The sequence below is a fragment of the Acidovorax sp. sic0104 genome (assembly GCF_019219095.1).
Taxonomy (GTDB): domain Bacteria; phylum Pseudomonadota; class Gammaproteobacteria; order Burkholderiales; family Burkholderiaceae_C; genus Acidovorax.
Genome location: NZ_JAHUWH010000008.1, coordinates 206,654 through 222,843, shown reverse-complemented (window position 1 = coordinate 222,843; position 16,190 = coordinate 206,654). Strand labels below are relative to the sequence as shown.

The 16,190-nt window shown below is 67.2% G+C and carries 16 protein-coding genes and 1 tRNA gene; 10 read left to right on the top strand and 7 right to left on the bottom strand.

The window, feature by feature from the left end; all coding sequences use genetic code 11:
- The first annotated feature begins 40 nt into the window (after positions 1–40).
- The gene (locus tag KW835_RS15145; protein ID WP_218383738.1) at positions 41–724 is read left to right on the top strand and encodes a response regulator; all 684 of its coding nucleotides are present in this window, start codon (positions 41–43) and stop codon (positions 722–724) included.
- 70 nt (positions 725–794) lie between these two features.
- Positions 795–870, top strand: a tRNA-Phe gene (locus tag KW835_RS15140).
- A 124-nt stretch (positions 871–994) separates the two neighbouring features.
- On the opposite strand, the gene KW835_RS15135 is transcribed toward KW835_RS15140, so the two are convergent.
- Positions 995–2,044: an AraC family transcriptional regulator gene (locus tag KW835_RS15135; protein WP_218383736.1), complete on the bottom strand. Its 1,050-nt coding sequence runs from the start codon at positions 2,042–2,044 to the stop codon at positions 995–997.
- A gap of 289 nt (positions 2,045–2,333) precedes the next feature.
- On the opposite strand from KW835_RS15135, the gene KW835_RS15130 reads away from it, so the two are divergent.
- From KW835_RS15130 to KW835_RS15120, 3 genes are read left to right on the top strand one after another with little or no spacing between them, the layout of a single operon-like run.
- Positions 2,334–3,134, top strand: a complete 801-nt coding sequence (locus KW835_RS15130) for an SDR family oxidoreductase (protein ID WP_218383735.1) — start codon at positions 2,334–2,336, stop codon at positions 3,132–3,134.
- Positions 3,135–3,147: 13 nt separating this feature from the next.
- Positions 3,148–4,737: an NAD(P)/FAD-dependent oxidoreductase gene (locus KW835_RS15125; protein WP_218383734.1), complete on the top strand. Its 1,590-nt coding sequence runs from the start codon at positions 3,148–3,150 to the stop codon at positions 4,735–4,737.
- 42 nt (positions 4,738–4,779) lie between these two features.
- Entirely contained in the window at positions 4,780–6,021 is a 1,242-nt protein-coding gene (locus KW835_RS15120; RefSeq protein WP_218383733.1) for a dienelactone hydrolase family protein, read from the top strand.
- Positions 6,022–6,316: 295 nt separating this feature from the next.
- On the opposite strand, the gene KW835_RS15115 is transcribed toward KW835_RS15120, so the two are convergent.
- From KW835_RS15115 to KW835_RS15105, 3 genes are all read right to left on the bottom strand, one after another.
- Positions 6,317–7,060, bottom strand: a complete 744-nt coding sequence (locus KW835_RS15115; protein WP_218383731.1) for a TerC family protein — start codon at positions 7,058–7,060, stop codon at positions 6,317–6,319.
- Between the two features lie 236 nt (positions 7,061–7,296).
- A complete protein-coding gene (locus KW835_RS15110) occupies positions 7,297–8,058 on the bottom strand; it encodes an SDR family oxidoreductase (protein ID WP_339385558.1) in 762 nt (253 codons plus the stop codon).
- A gap of 32 nt (positions 8,059–8,090) precedes the next feature.
- Complete coding sequence (locus tag KW835_RS15105; RefSeq protein WP_218383727.1) at positions 8,091–8,465, bottom strand: hypothetical protein; 375 nt, start codon at positions 8,463–8,465, stop codon at positions 8,091–8,093.
- 195 nt (positions 8,466–8,660) lie between these two features.
- Here KW835_RS15105 and KW835_RS15100 point away from each other — a divergent pair, with 195 nt between their 5' ends.
- Complete coding sequence (locus tag KW835_RS15100) at positions 8,661–9,155, top strand: hypothetical protein (protein ID WP_218383726.1); 495 nt, start codon at positions 8,661–8,663, stop codon at positions 9,153–9,155.
- 346 nt (positions 9,156–9,501) lie between these two features.
- On the top strand, positions 9,502–10,755 hold the full coding sequence (locus KW835_RS15095) for an Hsp70 family protein (protein WP_218383795.1): 1,254 nt from the start codon (positions 9,502–9,504) through the stop codon (positions 10,753–10,755).
- A gap of 172 nt (positions 10,756–10,927) precedes the next feature.
- Here the strand turns inward: KW835_RS15095 and rsmI are convergent, their stop codons facing one another.
- Positions 10,928–11,881, bottom strand: a complete 954-nt coding sequence (gene rsmI / locus KW835_RS15090; RefSeq protein WP_218383725.1) for a 16S rRNA (cytidine(1402)-2'-O)-methyltransferase — start codon at positions 11,879–11,881, stop codon at positions 10,928–10,930.
- Here rsmI and KW835_RS15085 point away from each other — a divergent pair.
- The 3 genes from KW835_RS15085 to KW835_RS15075 all read left to right on the top strand — a co-directional run bounded on the left by KW835_RS15085 (position 11,881) and on the right by KW835_RS15075 (position 13,718).
- Complete coding sequence (locus KW835_RS15085) at positions 11,881–12,321, top strand: YraN family protein (RefSeq protein ID WP_218383724.1); 441 nt, start codon at positions 11,881–11,883, stop codon at positions 12,319–12,321. The genes rsmI and KW835_RS15085 overlap by 1 nt on opposite strands.
- A 108-nt stretch (positions 12,322–12,429) precedes the next feature.
- Positions 12,430–13,041 carry an SIS domain-containing protein gene (locus KW835_RS15080; RefSeq protein ID WP_218383722.1) on the top strand — a complete coding sequence of 204 codons (612 nt, stop codon included), beginning with the start codon at positions 12,430–12,432 and terminating at the stop codon, positions 13,039–13,041.
- A complete protein-coding gene (locus KW835_RS15075) occupies positions 13,038–13,718 on the top strand; it encodes a BON domain-containing protein (protein WP_218383720.1) in 681 nt (226 codons plus the stop codon). The genes KW835_RS15080 and KW835_RS15075 overlap by 4 nt, the downstream gene beginning before the upstream one ends.
- Positions 13,719–13,936: 218 nt before the next feature.
- Here KW835_RS15075 and KW835_RS15070 read toward each other — a convergent pair whose 3' ends face one another.
- Positions 13,937–14,851 (bottom strand): NAD(P)-dependent oxidoreductase, encoded by a 915-nt coding sequence (locus KW835_RS15070; protein WP_218383718.1) that lies wholly within the window; start codon positions 14,849–14,851, stop codon positions 13,937–13,939.
- A gap of 142 nt (positions 14,852–14,993) precedes the next feature.
- On the bottom strand, positions 14,994–16,130 hold the full coding sequence (locus KW835_RS15065; RefSeq protein WP_218383716.1) for a PilT/PilU family type 4a pilus ATPase: 1,137 nt from the start codon (positions 16,128–16,130) through the stop codon (positions 14,994–14,996).
- Between the last annotated feature and the right edge of the window lie 60 nt (positions 16,131–16,190).

Sequence of the window (16,190 nt, the reverse complement as noted above, 5' to 3'; positions counted from 1 at the left end):
ACACCGCCCCGCAGTACCCTCCCAAGGCGTCTCTACACACATGGCAAACATTCTGGTGGTCGACGATGAGCTCGGCATTCGTGATCTGCTGTCGGAAATCCTGAACGACGAAGGTCACAGCGTAGACCTGGCAGAAAACGCCACCCAGGCGCGAACCGCCCGTGCCGGAAACAGCTACGACCTCGTGCTGCTCGACATCTGGATGCCAGACACCGACGGTGTCTCGCTGCTCAAGGAATGGGCCACCGCCGGTGTGCTGACCATGCCCGTGATCATGATGAGCGGCCACGCCACCATCGATACCGCGGTGGAAGCCACCCGGATCGGAGCCTTCTCCTTCCTGGAAAAGCCCATCACACTGCAAAAGCTGCTCAAGGCCGTGGAGCAGGGCCTGGCCCGCAACGCCGCCCACCAGGCCGCACCTGCCGCCGCCGCCCAGGCACCCGTCCAGCCCCCGGCCGACCCCACCTTCGCACAGCTGCCCGCCGTGTCGACCGTGATGGCCGGCGTGGACGCCGGCCCCCACGCCCACCAGGGCTTCGACCTCGACCGCCCTCTGCGCGAAGCGCGCGACGGCTTCGAAAAAGCCTACTTCGAATTCCATCTGGCCCGCGAAGGCGGCTCCATGACCCGCGTGGCGGAAAAGACAGGCTTGGAGCGCACCCACCTGTACCGCAAGCTGCGGCAATTGGGCGTGGATCTGGGGCGCGGCAAGCGCGGGTGATCTGTAGACGTTGTCAAAATTTCATGCCATCGCCAGAAAGCTCTTTTTTCTGGTTATAATTTGAGGCTCAGGCCCGGTAGCTCAGTCGGTAGAGCAGAGGATTGAAAATCCTTGTGTCGGTGGTTCGATTCCGCCCCAGGCCACCAAATATAAAAAAGCCCAGTTCCAACGAACTGGGCTTTTTGCATTTCTGGCCCGACAACGGTTCCTTTGACTTCTGCGGGCACATCCCATCAATTGCCCATGGCGTCGGGCCCCGAGTCACCGGGCTCAATGCCCCCCACACCCCCGCTGCCGCGTATCCGACGGCGTCTCTCCGAACCGCTTGCGATAGCCCTCTGCAAAGTGCCCCAGGTGGAAGAACCCGTAGCGCGCAGCAATGTCCGCTACGTGCGGGGCGCGGTCTGCGCTGGTGGGCTGTTGCAGTGCGGCGTGGGCGGCATCCATCCGCAGGTCGCGCAGAAAGGCCATGGGGCTTTTGCCGGTGCATTGGGCAAAGGCCTGCTGCAAAGAACGGGCGCTGGTGCCTGCGTGGGCGCACACGTCGGCCAGGGTGATGGGCAGCTCCAATTGGCTGTGCATGAATTCCTGCGCGCGCTTGACGGCACGTGGCAGCACCATGCGACCGGTGCAGGTCGTGGGTGCGCCTGCGCCCGCGGCGAGCGCTGCCGAATGGTTGTGCTGCGCGGACAGCAGCAGGCTGGTGAGCAGGTGGTTCTCGGCCTGTTCGGCCAGCACCGGGTGCCCCAGTAGGAAAGCGCTGGTTTCCACCGCCGAACGCAGGTAGGCGATGAAGCTGGCCATGCCCATGAGTGCGGGGTTGGCCAGGTCCATGCCCAGGTCGAACACCAGGGGCTGCTGCACCGGCGCCTGCAGCAGGTCCGACAAGCGGGCGTGCAGTGCCTCGCTCTCTATCTTGACGATGAACTGCGGGCTGTCTTCATGCCAGCGCATGGACAGCGGCTCGGTGGGTGAGGGTACCGAGGCCATCAGCGTGTGCGACTCCACCGTTTGCCCGCCGCAGCGGACCGTGGCGCCGCCGCGCAGCGGTATCTGCAGCAAATAGAAGCTGCGCAGGTACCCGGGCTCGATGCGCACCGCAGGGCCGTACTGCACATAGTTCAGGCTGACATGGCGGTGCAGCGGGGCGCTGTGGTGGCATGCGTCCAGCCTGTCGCCGGGGTGCAGTGTGGCCAGGTCGTGCGGGCAGAACACGCGGCCCACGAACTCCCGCGCTTCGTCCAGGTCGTGGCTGTCGAACAGGCGATAGCGCTGCAGCGGTAGCCGGTCGGCGGCGGTGCTCTGCGGGGCGATGTCCATGGTCTTGGCGGCGTGGGCGTGCGTCGGTCGGTCGGTGGATCGTGTGCTGCACGCAGCGGGTGCGCCACGGCGGCGGTGCGAACGAAATCCTGCGTTTTAGGGATACGGCCTGCGCTTTCCGGATGCGGTCGGGCCGGCTCCTTTTCTATTCTTGTGCAGGCCCCGAGCCCTGCGCAAGAGCGCTACCCCGGGGCATCGGGCGCGACTGTTTCAGCGTGTGAGCGCTGCTGCAGCGCAGCAAAGGCTGCCGGGCGCACTGCCCGGCCCGCAACGCACAGGAGTCACCATCATGGTCCAGGGGTTCGAAGGAATGCGCGGCAAGAGCGCCATCGTGACGGGGGGCGCCACCCTCATCGGGGCCGGGGTGGTGCGCGCACTGCACCAGGCGGGGGTGAGGGTCATGGTGGCCGACATCAACGCAGAAGCCGGGCAGGCACTGGCGGATGCACTGGGTGCCGGCGTGCTGTTTCGGCGCACCGACATCACCAGCGACGCGGAGATCGCTGCCTGCGTGGCCGAAGCTGCAGAGCGCCACGGCGGGGTCCACTACCTGGTGAACCTGGCCTGCTCGTATCTGGACGATGGCATTGCATCGCCGCGGGAGGACTGGCTGGCTTCGCTCAACGTGAACCTGGTCAGCGCGGTGATGGTGCTCAAGGCGGTGCGCCCGCATTTTCAGCGTGCGGGCGGCGGGGCGGTGGTCAACTTCACCAGCATTTCCTCGGGCGTGGCGCAGACCGGGCGCTGGCTGTACCCCGTGGGCAAGGCGGCCATGGTGCAACTGACGCGCAGCATGGCCATGGACCTGGCGGGAGAAGGTGTGCGCGTGAACAGCGTCTCCCCGGGCTGGACGTGGTCGGCCATCATGGACCAGCTCACCGGCGGCGACCGCGCCAAGACCGACCGCGTGGCCGCGCCGTTTCACCTGCTGCGCCGCGTGGGTGACCCGGCCGAAGTGGCCAACGTGGTGCTGTTCCTGTGCTCGGACCTGGCCAGCTTCGTGACGGGGGCCGACTATGCCTGCGACGGCGGCTACTCGGCCATGGGCCCCGAGTCCTATACCCCCGCCATTCCTCAGCTGATGTCGTGAAGGAGCAGCCGCCATGACCATTCGATCCGTAGGCATCGTCGGTGCCGGCTTTGCCGGCCTGTCCACCGCCAAGGTGCTGCGCGCCTTTGGCTTTGAGGTGACGGTGTTCGAAAAAGAGCCCGACGTGGGCGGCGTGTGGGCCGCGTCGCGCCGCTACCCGGGCCTGACCACGCAGAACCCGCGCACCACCTACGCGCTGTCGGACTTTCCGATGCCGGCGCACTACCCCGAATGGCCGTCGGGCCAGCAGGTGCAGGCCTATCTGCAATCGTATGCAGAGCACTTCGGCCTGGTGCCCCACCTGCGCATGTCCACGGTGGTGGAGCGCGCGGTACTGGATGAAGATGCCGGCACGTGGACTGTGCAGACGCGGCCTGCGCAAAGGCAAGGGCAGGGCGATGGCGTGACGCCTATGCAAGCGCAAGCGCAAACGCAGACGCAGACGCAGACGCAGACCCACCGCTTCGACTACCTGGTGGTGTGCAACGGCATCTTCAGCGAACCGGCCGTGCCGCACTATCCGGGGGCGGACGCCTTCGTGGCGGCTGGCGGGCGCGTGTGCCATACCAGCCAGTTCAACGACGCGAGCGCTGCACGCGGCAAGCACGTGCTGGTGGTGGGCTACGGCAAGTCGTCGTGCGACGTGGCCAACGCCATTGCGGCCGACAGCGCCAGCACCACCGTGCTCGCGCGCCATCTGATCTGGAAGATCCCGAAGAAGTTCATGAACGTGCTGAACTTCAAGTTCCTGCTGCTCACGCGCATGGGCGAGGCGCTGTTCAAGTACATCGAGCCCAAGGGCTTCGAGAAATTCCTGCACGGTGCGGGCTTGCCGGTGCGCAACTCCATGCTGGGCAGTGTGGAGTCGGTCGTCACCCGGCAACTGAAGCTGCGCGAGATCGGCCTGCACCCGGGCACGCCGCTGGAGACCATCGCCCGCAGCACGGTGAGCCTGGTGACCGATGGCTTTTATGAAAAGGTGGCCGCGGGAGCACTGGGCGTGCGCAAGGGCGTGACCATCCGCGAGCTGCAGCCCGGCCAGGCAGTGCTGAGCAATGGCGAGACGGTGCCGGCCGACATCGTGGTCTGCGGCACCGGCTGGCACCAGCAGGTGCCGTTCTTCGACACTGGCGTGATGCAGCGCATCACCGATGCGCGCGGCAACTTCCGGCTGTACCGCTCCATCCTGCCGGTGGGCATGCCGCGCCTGGCTTTCAATGGCTACAACTCATCGTTCTTCAGCCAGCTCAACTGCGAGGTGGGTGCGTTGTGGCTGGCCAACCACCTGCGCGGCGGCCTGCAGCTGCCGTCCCAGGCCGACATGAATGCGCAGATCGACCGGCGCCTGGCCTGGATGGAGGAGCGCACCGATGGCAAGCATTCCAAGGGCACCAACATCATCCCGTTCTCGGTGCACAACATCGACGAGCTGCTGCAGGACATGGGCTTGCCACTCGGCGCCGTCACGCGTTTCAGGCAATGGCTGGAGCCGGTGAACCCCGCCGACTATGCTGTGGTCACCCGGCAGTTGCTGGCCCGGCATGCGGGTGCAGCTGCCGGTGCGCCGCTGGCCGCCCGCGCCGCAGCCGGCACCGGTGTCTGAAAGAATTCGCCCCGACTCCTACCCCACCGAGAAGGACATCCCATGCCAGGACAATGGATCACGCTGGACGCCGCCGACGGCAGCGGCCGCTTTCGCGCCTACCTCGCCACCCCTGCCAGCGGCAGCGGTCCCGGCCTGGTGATTGCGCAGGAGATTTTTGGCGTCAATGCCACCATGCGCGATGTGGCCGACTACTACGCAGAAGAAGGCTACGTGGTGCTGGTGCCCGACCTGTTCTGGCGGCAGGAGCCCGAGGTCGAGCTGGACGCCGCCACCGACATGCCGCGCGCATTCGCGCTGTACCAGGGCTTCGATGAAGCCAAGGGCGTGGACGACCTGCAAACCGCCATCACCGCCCTGCGCGCGCGGCCAGAGGTCCAGAGCGCGGGCAGCGCGGGCGGCCCGGGCAAGGTCGGTGTGCTGGGCTTTTGCCTGGGCGGCAAGCTCGCCTATCTGGCGGCCTGCCGCACCGACGCCGACGTGGCCGTGGGCTACTACGGCGTGGGCATCGAGGCCGCGCTGGCCGAGGCGCCCGGCATCCGTTGCCGCCTGGTGCTGCACATCGCCGAGCTCGACGGCTTCTGCACGCCGCCTGCGCGGGACGCCATCGTGCAGGCCCTGTCGGGCCGCGAGAACGTGGAGCTGTACGTCTACCCCGGCACCGACCATGCCTTCGCCCGCGTGGGCGGCGACCACTTCCACAAGCCGTCGGCCCTCATGGCGCACCAGCGCAGCGTGGCCGCACTGCGGCGCGAGATGGGCCCGCACTACGATCTGTCGGCGCTGTGGGACAAGCATTGCGAATACGAGTTCGCCACCCGTGATGTGGACGCCACCATGGCCACCATGGTGGCCGAGCCCTATGTGAACCACATCCCCACCATGACGGGCGGAGTGGGTTACAAGCACCTGCACGACTTCTACACCCGCCACTTCGTCAACAGCAACCCGCCGGACACGAGCCTGACCCCGATCTCCCGCACGGTCGGGGCCACGCAGGTGGTGGACGAAATGCTCTTTAACTTCACCCACACCACCGAGATCCCGTGGATGCTGCCGGGCGTGGTGCCCACGGGCCGGCGTGTGGAGATACCGCTGCTGGCGGTGGTGAAGTTCCGCGGCGACAAGCTCTACCACGAGCACATCTACTGGGACCAGGCCAGCGTGCTGGTGCAGGTCGGCCTGCTCGACCCCGCAGGCCTGCCCGTGGCCGGTGTGGAGACAGCGCGCAAGCTGCTGGACGAGATGTTGCCTTCCAACGGTTTAATGGGCGAGGGCCGCTAGCCTGGGTGCGCCGGTGGCATGGGCTGAGGCAAGGGCTTTGATCTCGCCGCAGCCCGCCTTGTTACGCCAAGCCCCGGAACCATCAGCGAGAAGTGTTCCGCCGACCCGAACCTGAATGCCAGCTCGGCCATGGGCGCTGCGGACGCGGCCAACGACATCATTAAGTCGGCCAGTGCGGGTTACCGGGGCGGGTTCGACAAATAGGCCGGCCGGTGTGCTGCGACGGTGCGACGGGGCAAAGGGGGCTGAGTGTCCGACTGCACCGCATCGCACCGCTGTGCAGCGCGGCCCCGCGTTACTTCGCGGAGCGCCGCTGCCGCGCCCGGCGCGACACCATGTTGAGCACCTCGACCAGCGCCGAGAACGCCATCGCTGCGTAGATGTAGCCTTTGGGGATGGGGGCGCCAAAGCCCTCCGCAATCAGCGTGGTGCCGATCAGCAGCAGGAAGCCCAGCGCGAGCATCACGATCGTGGGGTTGGCCTGGATGAAATTGGCCAGCGGCGTGGCGGCGAACAGCATGACTGCGACCGTGACCAGGATCGCGATCACCATGATGGGGATGTGGGGTGTCATGCCCACCGCGGTGATGATGCTGTCGATGGAGAACACCAGGTCCAGCATCAGGATCTGCCCGATGGCGGCGGTGGTCGTCAGGCCGGCGGACTGCGGTGTGAACACATCGGGGCCCGGGTCGGGGTCCACGCTGTGGTGGATTTCCTTCGTGGCCTTCCAGACCAGGAAGAGGCCGCCCGCGATCAGGATCACATCGCGCCAGGAGAAGCCTTTGCCGAAGAGGGTGAACACCGTTTCGGTCAGCCCGACGATGAAGGCGATGGTGCCCAGCAACGCCAGCCGCATGACCAGTGCAGCCCCGATGCCGATGTTGCGCGCGCGGGCGCGGTCCTTCTGCGGCAGCTTGTTGGTGAGGATGGAGATGAAGATCAGGTTGTCGATGCCCAGCACGACTTCCATCGCGATCAGGGTGGCCAGGGCGATCCAGGCGGCGGGGTCGGCCGCGAGCGTTTGCAAGTAGTCCATGGTGTGCAGGTGTGGTGATGAGTGGATACCGTTCGGCTCCAGCCTGCATCACACCCCTTGCTGCGCAGGGGGCGTGGGCTCCATGGCCGCTCGCAGTTTCCTCGGGGGCAAAGCGCAGGAAACGCGCGCATCTTAAATCGCAACCTGCAAGGGCGGCCCGTTCGGAGAGCGGCGCTGCACGGAATGGATGCCGTCCTACCCGGCAGGCGGGTGGCGGCGGGCGTGGCGCGGCGGCCTCAGGTCAGGTTCAACCCGCCGTCCGACAGCAGGACTTCGCCGGTGAGGTAGTCCGAGGCCACCAGCAGGGCCACGGCGTGGGCGATGTCGTCGGGGCTGGCTGCGCGGTGCATGGGCGCGCGCTCGCGCCACAGGGCCTGCGCGGCCGTCCAGTCGGCCGTGAGTGGGGTATCGACCAGGCCTGGCGCCACGGCGTTGACCCGGATGTCCGGCCCGAGCGACAGTGCCAGCAAGCGCGTGAGGTGGTTGAGCGAAGCCTTGCTCACCGCATACGGGATGGATGCGCCCTTGGGGCGAACGCCAGCGTGCGAGCTGATGTTGACCACGCTGCCAGCCCGGCCGCGCAGCGCCGCAGCACGCAGGGCCGCCTCCGCCAGCGCCACCAGGTGGAACGGCGCCACGACATTGACCTCGTGCAGTTCATGCCATATCGCCGACGTGGCGGCGGCCAGGTCCTGGTGGGGAATGACCTTGCTGATGCCCGCGTTGTTGACCAGAACGTCGAGCCGGCCCCATGCGGCAACCGACTCGGCCACCAGCCGCATCCGGTCGGCTTCGATCGACAGGTCGGCCTGCACATACACCGCCCTCTCCAGCTCGGCAGCCATGGCACGCCCGGCCTCAGCAGAGCTTCGTGAATGCAGGACCACGGCGTAGCCGTCGCGGCTCAACCTGCGCGCAATGGCGGCGCCGATGCCGGAGGTGGACCCGGTCACCAGCGCCACGCCCAGCGCGCCGTCGAGTGTGGGGGCGGCGTTCACGGATGTGTGCCTCGGTGCGGAGCGCGCCACAGTCATTGCCCGGCCATGGACTTGCACAGTGCGTGCAAGGCTGTCTGGTTCTCCGGCTTCTTCGCTTCGGCGGCTTGCTCCTGTTGGTGCTTCGCCGCAGCCTTTGCAAAGGCGTCTGTCTTTCGGTAGGCGATCAGGTCCGGCGACAGCGACGCGAGATTCTCCTGCCACAGCTTGCCAATATCCTTCGCCAGCTCGGGATGCTGCGCGCTGCACAAGGCCACGGTGGAGGCATCGATGACGTGAAGCTCGCGGTCCATGGCCGCCTGAATGTCCTGCCGGGTGATTTGATTGGCGGGCTTGGGTTGTGCCTGGGCGAAGGGGGCAGCAACGGACAGGGACAGGGCGGCGAGTGCGGTGAGTGCGGCGGGTTTCATGGGCGGGGGCGTGTGGAGAGCGGTGGCAGCCTGGCACGGTGTCGCTGCCTGCCATCGGTGCGATTTCTGCGTTCATCCGAAAAAATCGGGTCTGGAGAGTTTAGTGTGGCGGCCTTCGATGCTGGAATTCCTTCGCGTCGGTGCCCATGCCCATCTGGGTGGGGCAAGGCCCACAACTTCTTCAGGAGAAACACCATGCGTCCATGGACGGTTTTCATCAGCCTGCTGGCGGCAGCGGCGAGCCCGCTCGCCCTGGCACAACAGGGGCTGCCCACGCCAGATCAGTTCAGGCAGTGGGACGCGAAATTTCCACCCGGGCTCTATGAGTTCGTGGACTTCGACCTTGCCGACGGCGCGCCGAACCCGGACAGCGCCTCGGCACCGCGCCGCGTTTGCATGGACCGGATGAATGCGTATCTCATGGGGCGCGGAACCTACTTCGCGGAGCCCATGAAGTCCTGCGATCTGGTGGGTGTGAAGCTGGACGCGCGCGGCCTGGCCATGTCGCACCACTGCGGTGACCAGGCGCAAAGCAAGCGGCCCATCATCGGCGTGATCGTGATCTCGGAAGTGCAGGAGGGCACTTTTCTCGCCACGGTCGGCCGGCAGGTGCATGCCGCACCGGGTGCGCCACAGGAGCCCCTGGCAGGCACCGGCCAAGCGTTTCAGCGGGTGGGGAGCTGCCCTTGAGCCGCGCCGCGTCGGGGCAAGGCGGCTGACGGGCTGACGCGATGGCGGCGCGGCCCTGGTACCGTGCCGAGTGCGGCGCACCGGGCCCGGCGCGACACGCCGGCACCCGCGAATCCAGGCCATTTGCCAGCGCTGCGGCGCGCGCTCCGCTGGCGCCGCTATCATTCCGACCCGGCCCGGCATGGCGGGGCCGCCACCGCCGCGTGCACCCGCCAATGGGGGTCAACGCGGGGCAAGCCGCCCCGGCGGCCTCCCTCTTTCTTTGTATTTTTCTTTCCGTCTGCAGGTTTCGAGCGTGTATGAACGCGTGCTGCAAGCGTTCTTCCATTGCGATATTTCCATGACCATGCGCGTTTTGCAGGACACCACCCTCGGTATCGACTTCGGCACTTCCAACTCCGCCATGGCCGTGCGCCAGGGGGCGGGCCCGGCCCGGATGATTGCGCTGGAGGGCGAGGCGCGTGCCCTGCCCACGGCGCTGTTCTTCAATGGCGAAGACCACCGTACGCACTTCGGGCGTGACGCAGTCGCCCAGTACCTGGCGGGCACCGAGGGGCGGCTGATGCGCTCGCTCAAGAGCCTGCTGGGCAGCGCCCTGCTGCAGGACAAGACGGTGGTGCACGACAAGCTCGTGAGCTACCAGGACATCATCAGCCTGTTCCTGCGCATGCTGGTGGACAAGGCGTGCGCCGACCTTGGCGGCATGCCCGCGCGCGTGGTGATGGGGCGGCCCGTGCACTTCGTGGACGACGATGCCGAGCGCGACCGGCAGGCCGAGGCCGCGCTGCGGCAGGCGGCCGTGGATGCTGGGTTTTCCGAGGTGTCGTTTCAGCTGGAGCCGATCGCCGCAGCGCTGGACTATGAGCAGCGCATCGACCGCGAGTCGATCGTGCTGGTGGTGGACATCGGCGGCGGTACCTCCGACTTCACTGTGGTGCGGCTCGGCCCGGACCGCTTCGCGCGGGCCGATCGCGGCAGCGACGTTCTGGCCACCACGGGCGTGCACGTGGGCGGCACGGACTTCGACCGCCGCCTCAGTCTGGACCTGCTCATGCCGCTGCTCGGCTTTCGCCACACAGGGCCGTCGGGGCGCGAGGTGCCCAGCCGCGTGTTCTTTGATTTGTCGACCTGGCACCTGATCCAGTGGCTTTACTCGCCCAAGGCGCTGCGCGACGCGCAGAACCTGCGCACCGACTACGCCGACGCGCGCCTGCACGAGCGGCTGATGCACGTGCTGCGCGAGCGCCTGGGGCACCGCATGGCCGATACGGTGGAGCAGGCCAAGATCGCAGCGTCCCTGGCGGACGCCGAGGCGCCCATGCCGCTCCACTGGATCGAGAGCGGGCTGCAGGCTGCGGTGACGCCCCAGGGGTTGTCTCAGTTCCTGGCCCAGCCGCTGGCCCAGGTGGTGGCCTGCGCGCGCGACTGCGTGCAGCGGGCAGGCCTGGGCATAGAGGGCGTGGACGCCATCTATCTGACGGGCGGCTCCTCCGCCTTGCGGCCGTTGCGGCAGGCGCTCCGGGTGGCGTTCCCGGACACCCCGCAGGTCGAAGGCGACTTGTTCGGCGGGGTGGCTGCGGGGCTGGCCGTGACCCGGTAATGGGTGAGGCTGGCAGGCTGCACCCGGTTGAGTGAATTGAAGCGCACAGCCGGTCCGTGCGGCGCGGCCGGGTTGTGCACATGCTATCAAAAAAGGAGCTATTGGCGCTTTCCTGTCAAGCGTGAGAGGCGGATTTCACTAGAAGACATGGCCTTTGCCGCCATCATCGCGCTCAGTCGCCCGTCTCTTCTCCGTCCTGCCCGTCCCCCGCGTCGCTGCGCTTCCATGACAGCGCCGTGTCGTACAGCACGTTGCGCGGTGCGCCCGTGATCTCGGCCGCCAGCCGCACGGCGGTCTTGAGCGGCAGCTCCTGCACCAGCAGGCGCAGCACGCGCAGGCTCTCTGCGTCGTCGGCGGCCACGGGCATGGGGTGCAGCAGCACCACGAACTCCCCGCGCGAGCGCTGCGGCGCACCGGCCAGCCAGGCCGCCAGGGCGTGCGCGGGCTGCGTCGTGACTTCCTCGAACTGCTTGGTCAGCTCGCGTGCCAGCGTCACCGGGCGCTCACCCAGTACCGCCAGGGCCTGAGCCAGCTCGCCAATGCGGTGTGGGGCCTCCAGCAGCACCACGCAGCGGGGCTCGGCTACCAACTGCTTCTGGATGGTGGCCGCCCGCTCGGCACTCTTGACCGGCAGAAAGCCTGCAAACACGAAGCCGCCGTGCTCCGTACTGTGCGCGACGGCGCCGGCCACGCTCAGCGCCGTGGTCACGCTGCTCGCGCCGGGCAGTGGCACAGCCCGCAGGCCGGCAGCCTGCACGGCCGCCACCAGGCGTGCGCCCGGGTCGCTCACGCCCGGGGTGCCGGCATCGCTCACACAGGCCACGCGCTGGCCTTGCTGCAGGCGCTGCACGACGGCCTGCGCCGCCTCGGCCTCGTTGTGCTGGTGCACGGCCAGCAACTGCGCGGCAGCCTTGTCGATACCGTAGGCGCGCAGCAGCGACTGCGTGTGCCGCGTGTCCTCGCAGGCCACGGCGTCGGCCATCTGCAGTACGTGCAGCGCGCGCAGCGTGATGTCCGCCAGGTTGCCGATGGGCGTGGCCACGACGTACAGCGCGCCCTGCGGATAATGCTGCACAGCCGCGGCCTCGTGCGCGGCGCTCAGGGCTGAAGCGAAAGAAGCGCTCAATGAATTTCCTTGGAAGAAAGAAGCCGCCTGCTGCCGCCGCTCCATCGGCGCCGTCAGCGTCTCGCGGCGGTGCCGACAGCACCGCCACCACGACGCGCGAGCGCGGCAATGCGGCGGAAGACAAGGCCCTGGCGTACCTGCAGGCCCAGAGCCTGCAACTCGTGGTACGCAATTATCGGACGCCTGGACGCGGCGGTGGCGAGATCGATCTGGTGATGCGCGAGCGGGACGGCACGCTGGTGTTCGTCGAAGTGCGCAGCCGGGCCAGCGCTACCTTCGGCGGTGCGGGGGCGAGCATCAGCGCCGCCAAGCAGCAGCGCATCATTTTTGCGGCGCGGCACTACCTGCTGCGCATGCCTGCACCGCCGCCCTGCCGTTTCGACGTGGTGCTGGTGGAGGACTCCGTGCAATGGCTCAAGGCGGCATTCGATGCGCAGTAGATGCTTCGCCGAGCCAGTCATCGGCCATCGGGCGCACCGCTACAGCCCGGCTGGCGACAACGGTTTGCTACAAAAGCTGTAACACCCGGCGGGTATCATCGGGCCCTCATGCTTGAGCAACGCATCCAACAGCATTTCATCGACAGCGCCGACCTGAAGTACCAGGCCGCGCAAGCCCTGAGCCACCCCATCGCCGCCGCCGTGCAGGCTGTCCTGGCCTGCGTGACCAGTGGCGGGAAGGTCCTGGCCTGCGGCAACGGCCCCTCGGCCGCCGAGGCCCAGCAGTTCGCCGCCTTCTGCGTGGCCGGCTTCGAGCGCGAACGGCCCGAGCTGGCAGCGCTGGCCCTGTCGTCCGACAGTACCTTGTTGACCTCTGCCGCAGCAGGCGCCGGTGTCGCCAGCGACGCGGCCCAGCAGTTCGCCCGCCAGGTGCGGGCGCTGGGGCAGGCGGGCGATGTGCTGCTGGTACTGTCTGTCACCGGCAACGACGCCAACCTGATTGCCGCCACCGAAGCCGCGCACGAGCGCGACATGACCGTGGTGGTGCTCACCGGCCGCACGGGCGGAAAGCTCTCCGTGCTGCTGCGCGAGACGGATGTGTTGATCAGCGTGCCCCACGACCGCGCAGCGCGTGTGCGCGAAGTCCATGCCCTGGTGCTGCATTGCCTGAGCGACGGCGTGGACGCCCAGTTACTTGGTGAACAGGAGATTCCGCTATGAAGCAAACGACCATGAACCCGACCTTTCGCCGCGCGTCCCGCGTGGTGTGCACCGTGCTGGCCGCAGCAGCCCTGGCAGGCGGCCTTGCTGCCTGCGCGCCGCTGATCGTGGGCGGCGCGATGGTGGGCGGCGTGATGGCCATCGACCGCCGCACCGCAGGCACGCAGATCGAGGACGAGGGGATCGAGCTGCGCGCAGGCAATCGCATCCGCGAAGCGCTGGGCGACCGCGCGCACGTCAACGTGACCAGCTACAACCGCCAGGCCCTGCTGACCGGCGAAGTGGCCACCGCCCAGGACCGCCAGACCGTGGAGCAGATCGTCTCGCAGGTGGAGAACACCCGCTCGGTGGTCAACGACCTGGCCGTCATGCCGGTCACCACGCTGAGCCAGCGTTCCAACGACACCTTCATCACCGGCAAGGTGCGCGCCAGCCTGGTGGACGCCAAGGACATCTCCGCCAACTCCTTCAAGGTGGTGACCGAGCGCAACATCGTCTACCTGATGGGGCGCGTCTCGCAACGCGAAGCCTCCCGCGCCTCCGACATCGCCCGCGGCGTGAGCGGGGTTGCCAAGGTCGTGCGCGTGTTCGAAATCGTCTCGGAAGAAGAGCTGCGCCGCATCGCCCCGCAGCCCGCGCCCGTCACCACGGACAACACCAAGCCCGCAGGCGGCTGAAGATCATTCAGCAGGCCCGGTTGCCTGCATGACCGCTGACTAAAAAAGAAATCCCGGCGCGCAACACGCGGCCGGGATTCTTTTTTTGGCGACGACCCTGCGCGCCGTGCTGTGAAACTGGCGCTGCACAAGCCAGCGCACCCGTGGAACCGGCTCCGCCGGGCCACCGGGTGTGTCCCCCCTCAGGGGGATGGCGCCGCAGGCGACTCAGGGGGGAGTTATTTCAGCCGCTTGACCAGGCTCGACGTATCCCAGCGGTTGCCGCCCATCTTCTGCACGTCGGCATAGAACTGGTCCACCAGCGCCGTCACAGGCACACGCGAACCGTTGCGCCGGGCTTCGTCGAGCACCAGGCCAAGGTCCTTGCGCATCCAGTCCACGGCAAAGCCGAAATCGAATTTATCGTCCACCATGGTCTTGCCACGGTTGTCCATCTGCCAGCTCTGCGCCGCGCCCTTGCCGATCACGTCCAGCACCTGCTTCATGTCCAGGCCCGCGTTCTGGCCGAAGGCCACGGCTTCGGACAGGCCCTGCACCAGCCCGGCGATGCAGATCTGGTTGACCATCTTCGCCAGCTGACCTGCGCCGCTGTCCCCCAGCAGGGTGAAGGCGCGCGAGAACGCCATCGCGACCGGCTGGGCCGCGCTGAATGCATCGGCATCGCCGCCGCACATCACCGTGAGCTGCCCGTTCTGCGCACCAGCCTGGCCGCCCGACACCGGCGCATCGACAAACTGCAGGCCCTGCGCCTTGGCCGCCGCATACAGCTCGCGCGCCACCTCGGCGGACGCGGTGGTGTGGTCCACGAAGACGGCGCCCGGCTTCATGCCCGCGAACGCACCGTCGGCACCGAGCGTGACCGATCGCAGGTCATCGTCGTTGCCCACGCAGCAGAACACAAAATCCGCCCCGGCCGCCGCCTCGCGCGGCGTGGGTGCATGTTTTGGGGCTGTAGCGCTTGCATACTCTGCGCACCAAGCTATCGATTTGGTAGCGGTGCGGTTGTACACCGTGACCTCATGCCCCGCCAGCGCGAGGTGTCCGGCCATCGGATAGCCCATCACCCCCAGGCCCAGGAAGGCGACCTTGCGGGAAGGGGTGGCGTCATAGCTGCGGGGATTCGTGCTTGGCATGGGTGGAAGTGTAAAAGTGGTGAATCAAAAAAGAAAACGCCCGCAAGGGGCGCGTACCCGCCAGGGCCACCGTGGAGCGGGCTTTGCCCGGCCACCGGTGGCGTCCCCCTCGGGGGAAGCCGCAGAGCGGCTCAGGGGGGCTTCAGACGATCGCGAAATGCTCGGTGCCCTGCGCCAGGTCGGGCGACTTGGCGCGCTGGCTGTTGAGCTTGATCTGCAGGCGCAGGTCGTTGAGCGAGTCGGCGTTGCGCAGCGCGTCCTCGTAGGTGATCAGGTTGGATTCATACAGGTCGAACAGCGCCTGGTCGAAGGTCTGCATGCCCAGGTTGCGGCTCTTCTTCATGATCTCCTTGATCTCGTGGACGTCGCCCTTGAAGATCAGGTCAGAGATCAGCGGGGTGTTGAGCATGATCTCCACGGCGGCCGCGCGGCCCTTGCCGTCCTGTTTGGGGATCAGGCGCTGCGACACCATGGCGCGCAGGTTGAGCGACAGGTCCATCAAGAGCTGCGGTCGGCGTTCTTCGGGGAAGAAGTTGATGATCCGGTCCAGCGCCTGGTTGGCGCTGTTGGCGTGCAGCGTGGCCAGGCACAGGTGTCCGGTTTCGGCAAACGCCACCGCGTGTTCCATGGTCTCGCGGTCGCGGATTTCGCCCATCAGGATCACGTCCGGCGCCTGGCGCAGCGTGTTCTTCAAGGCCGCTTCCCAGCTGTCGGTATCCAGGCCCACCTCGCGCTGCGTGACCACGCAGTTCTTGTGCGGGTGCACGAATTCCACCGGGTCTTCCACCGTGATGATGTGGCCGAAGGAGTTCTCGTTGCGCCAGTCCACCATGGCGGCCAGCGTGGTCGACTTGCCCGAGCCCGTGGCACCCACCAGGATGCACAGGCCGCGCTTGGTCATGGTCACTTCCTTGAGCACCTGCGGCACGCCCAGACCGTCGATGGTGGGCAGCGTGAGCGGAATCGTCCGCAGCACCATGCCCACGCGCCCTTGCTGCACGAAGGCGTTCACCCGGAAACGGCCCACGCCCGCGGGCGAGATGGCGAAGTTGCACTCCTTGGTGCGCTCGAAGTCGGCCACCTGCTTGTCGCTCATGACAGAGCGGGCCAGCGTGAGGGTGTGTGCGGGTGTGAGGGGCTGTGGCGACACCTTGGTCACCTTGCCATCCACCTTGATCGCGGGCGGGAAATCTGCCGTGATGAACAAGTCGCTGCCATTGCGGCTCACCATCAGCTTGAGCAGGTCATTGATGAATTTACTGGCCTGATCGCGTTCCATCAGATTTTCTCCCTGGCGTGGCGGTCCGTGGGCCGTCCACTGTTGATGATGTTGAATCGT

Bases quoted from the DNA above. Each gene is read 5' to 3' on its own strand.
- KW835_RS15065 (WP_218383716.1), bottom strand. From the start codon at position 16,130: ATGGAACGCGATCAGGCCAGTAAATTCATCAATGACCTGCTCAAGCTG.
- KW835_RS15080 (WP_218383722.1), top strand. From the start codon at position 12,430: ATGCTTGAGCAACGCATCCAACAGCATTTCATCGACAGCGCCGACCTG.
- KW835_RS15095 (WP_218383795.1), top strand. From the start codon at position 9,502: ATGCGCGTTTTGCAGGACACCACCCTCGGTATCGACTTCGGCACTTCC.
- KW835_RS15115 (WP_218383731.1), bottom strand. From the start codon at position 7,060: ATGGACTACTTGCAAACGCTCGCGGCCGACCCCGCCGCCTGGATCGCC.
- KW835_RS15075 (WP_218383720.1), top strand. From the start codon at position 13,038: ATGAAGCAAACGACCATGAACCCGACCTTTCGCCGCGCGTCCCGCGTG.
- KW835_RS15105 (WP_218383727.1), bottom strand. From the start codon at position 8,465: ATGAAACCCGCCGCACTCACCGCACTCGCCGCCCTGTCCCTGTCCGTT.
- KW835_RS15070 (WP_218383718.1), bottom strand. From the start codon at position 14,851: ATGCCAAGCACGAATCCCCGCAGCTATGACGCCACCCCTTCCCGCAAG.
- KW835_RS15130 (WP_218383735.1), top strand. From the start codon at position 2,334: ATGGTCCAGGGGTTCGAAGGAATGCGCGGCAAGAGCGCCATCGTGACG.
- KW835_RS15145 (WP_218383738.1), top strand. From the start codon at position 41: ATGGCAAACATTCTGGTGGTCGACGATGAGCTCGGCATTCGTGATCTG.
- KW835_RS15120 (WP_218383733.1), top strand. From the start codon at position 4,780: ATGCCAGGACAATGGATCACGCTGGACGCCGCCGACGGCAGCGGCCGC.
- KW835_RS15135 (WP_218383736.1), bottom strand. From the start codon at position 2,044: ATGGACATCGCCCCGCAGAGCACCGCCGCCGACCGGCTACCGCTGCAG.
- KW835_RS15085 (WP_218383724.1), top strand. From the start codon at position 11,881: ATGAATTTCCTTGGAAGAAAGAAGCCGCCTGCTGCCGCCGCTCCATCG.
- KW835_RS15125 (WP_218383734.1), top strand. From the start codon at position 3,148: ATGACCATTCGATCCGTAGGCATCGTCGGTGCCGGCTTTGCCGGCCTG.
- KW835_RS15100 (WP_218383726.1), top strand. From the start codon at position 8,661: ATGCGTCCATGGACGGTTTTCATCAGCCTGCTGGCGGCAGCGGCGAGC.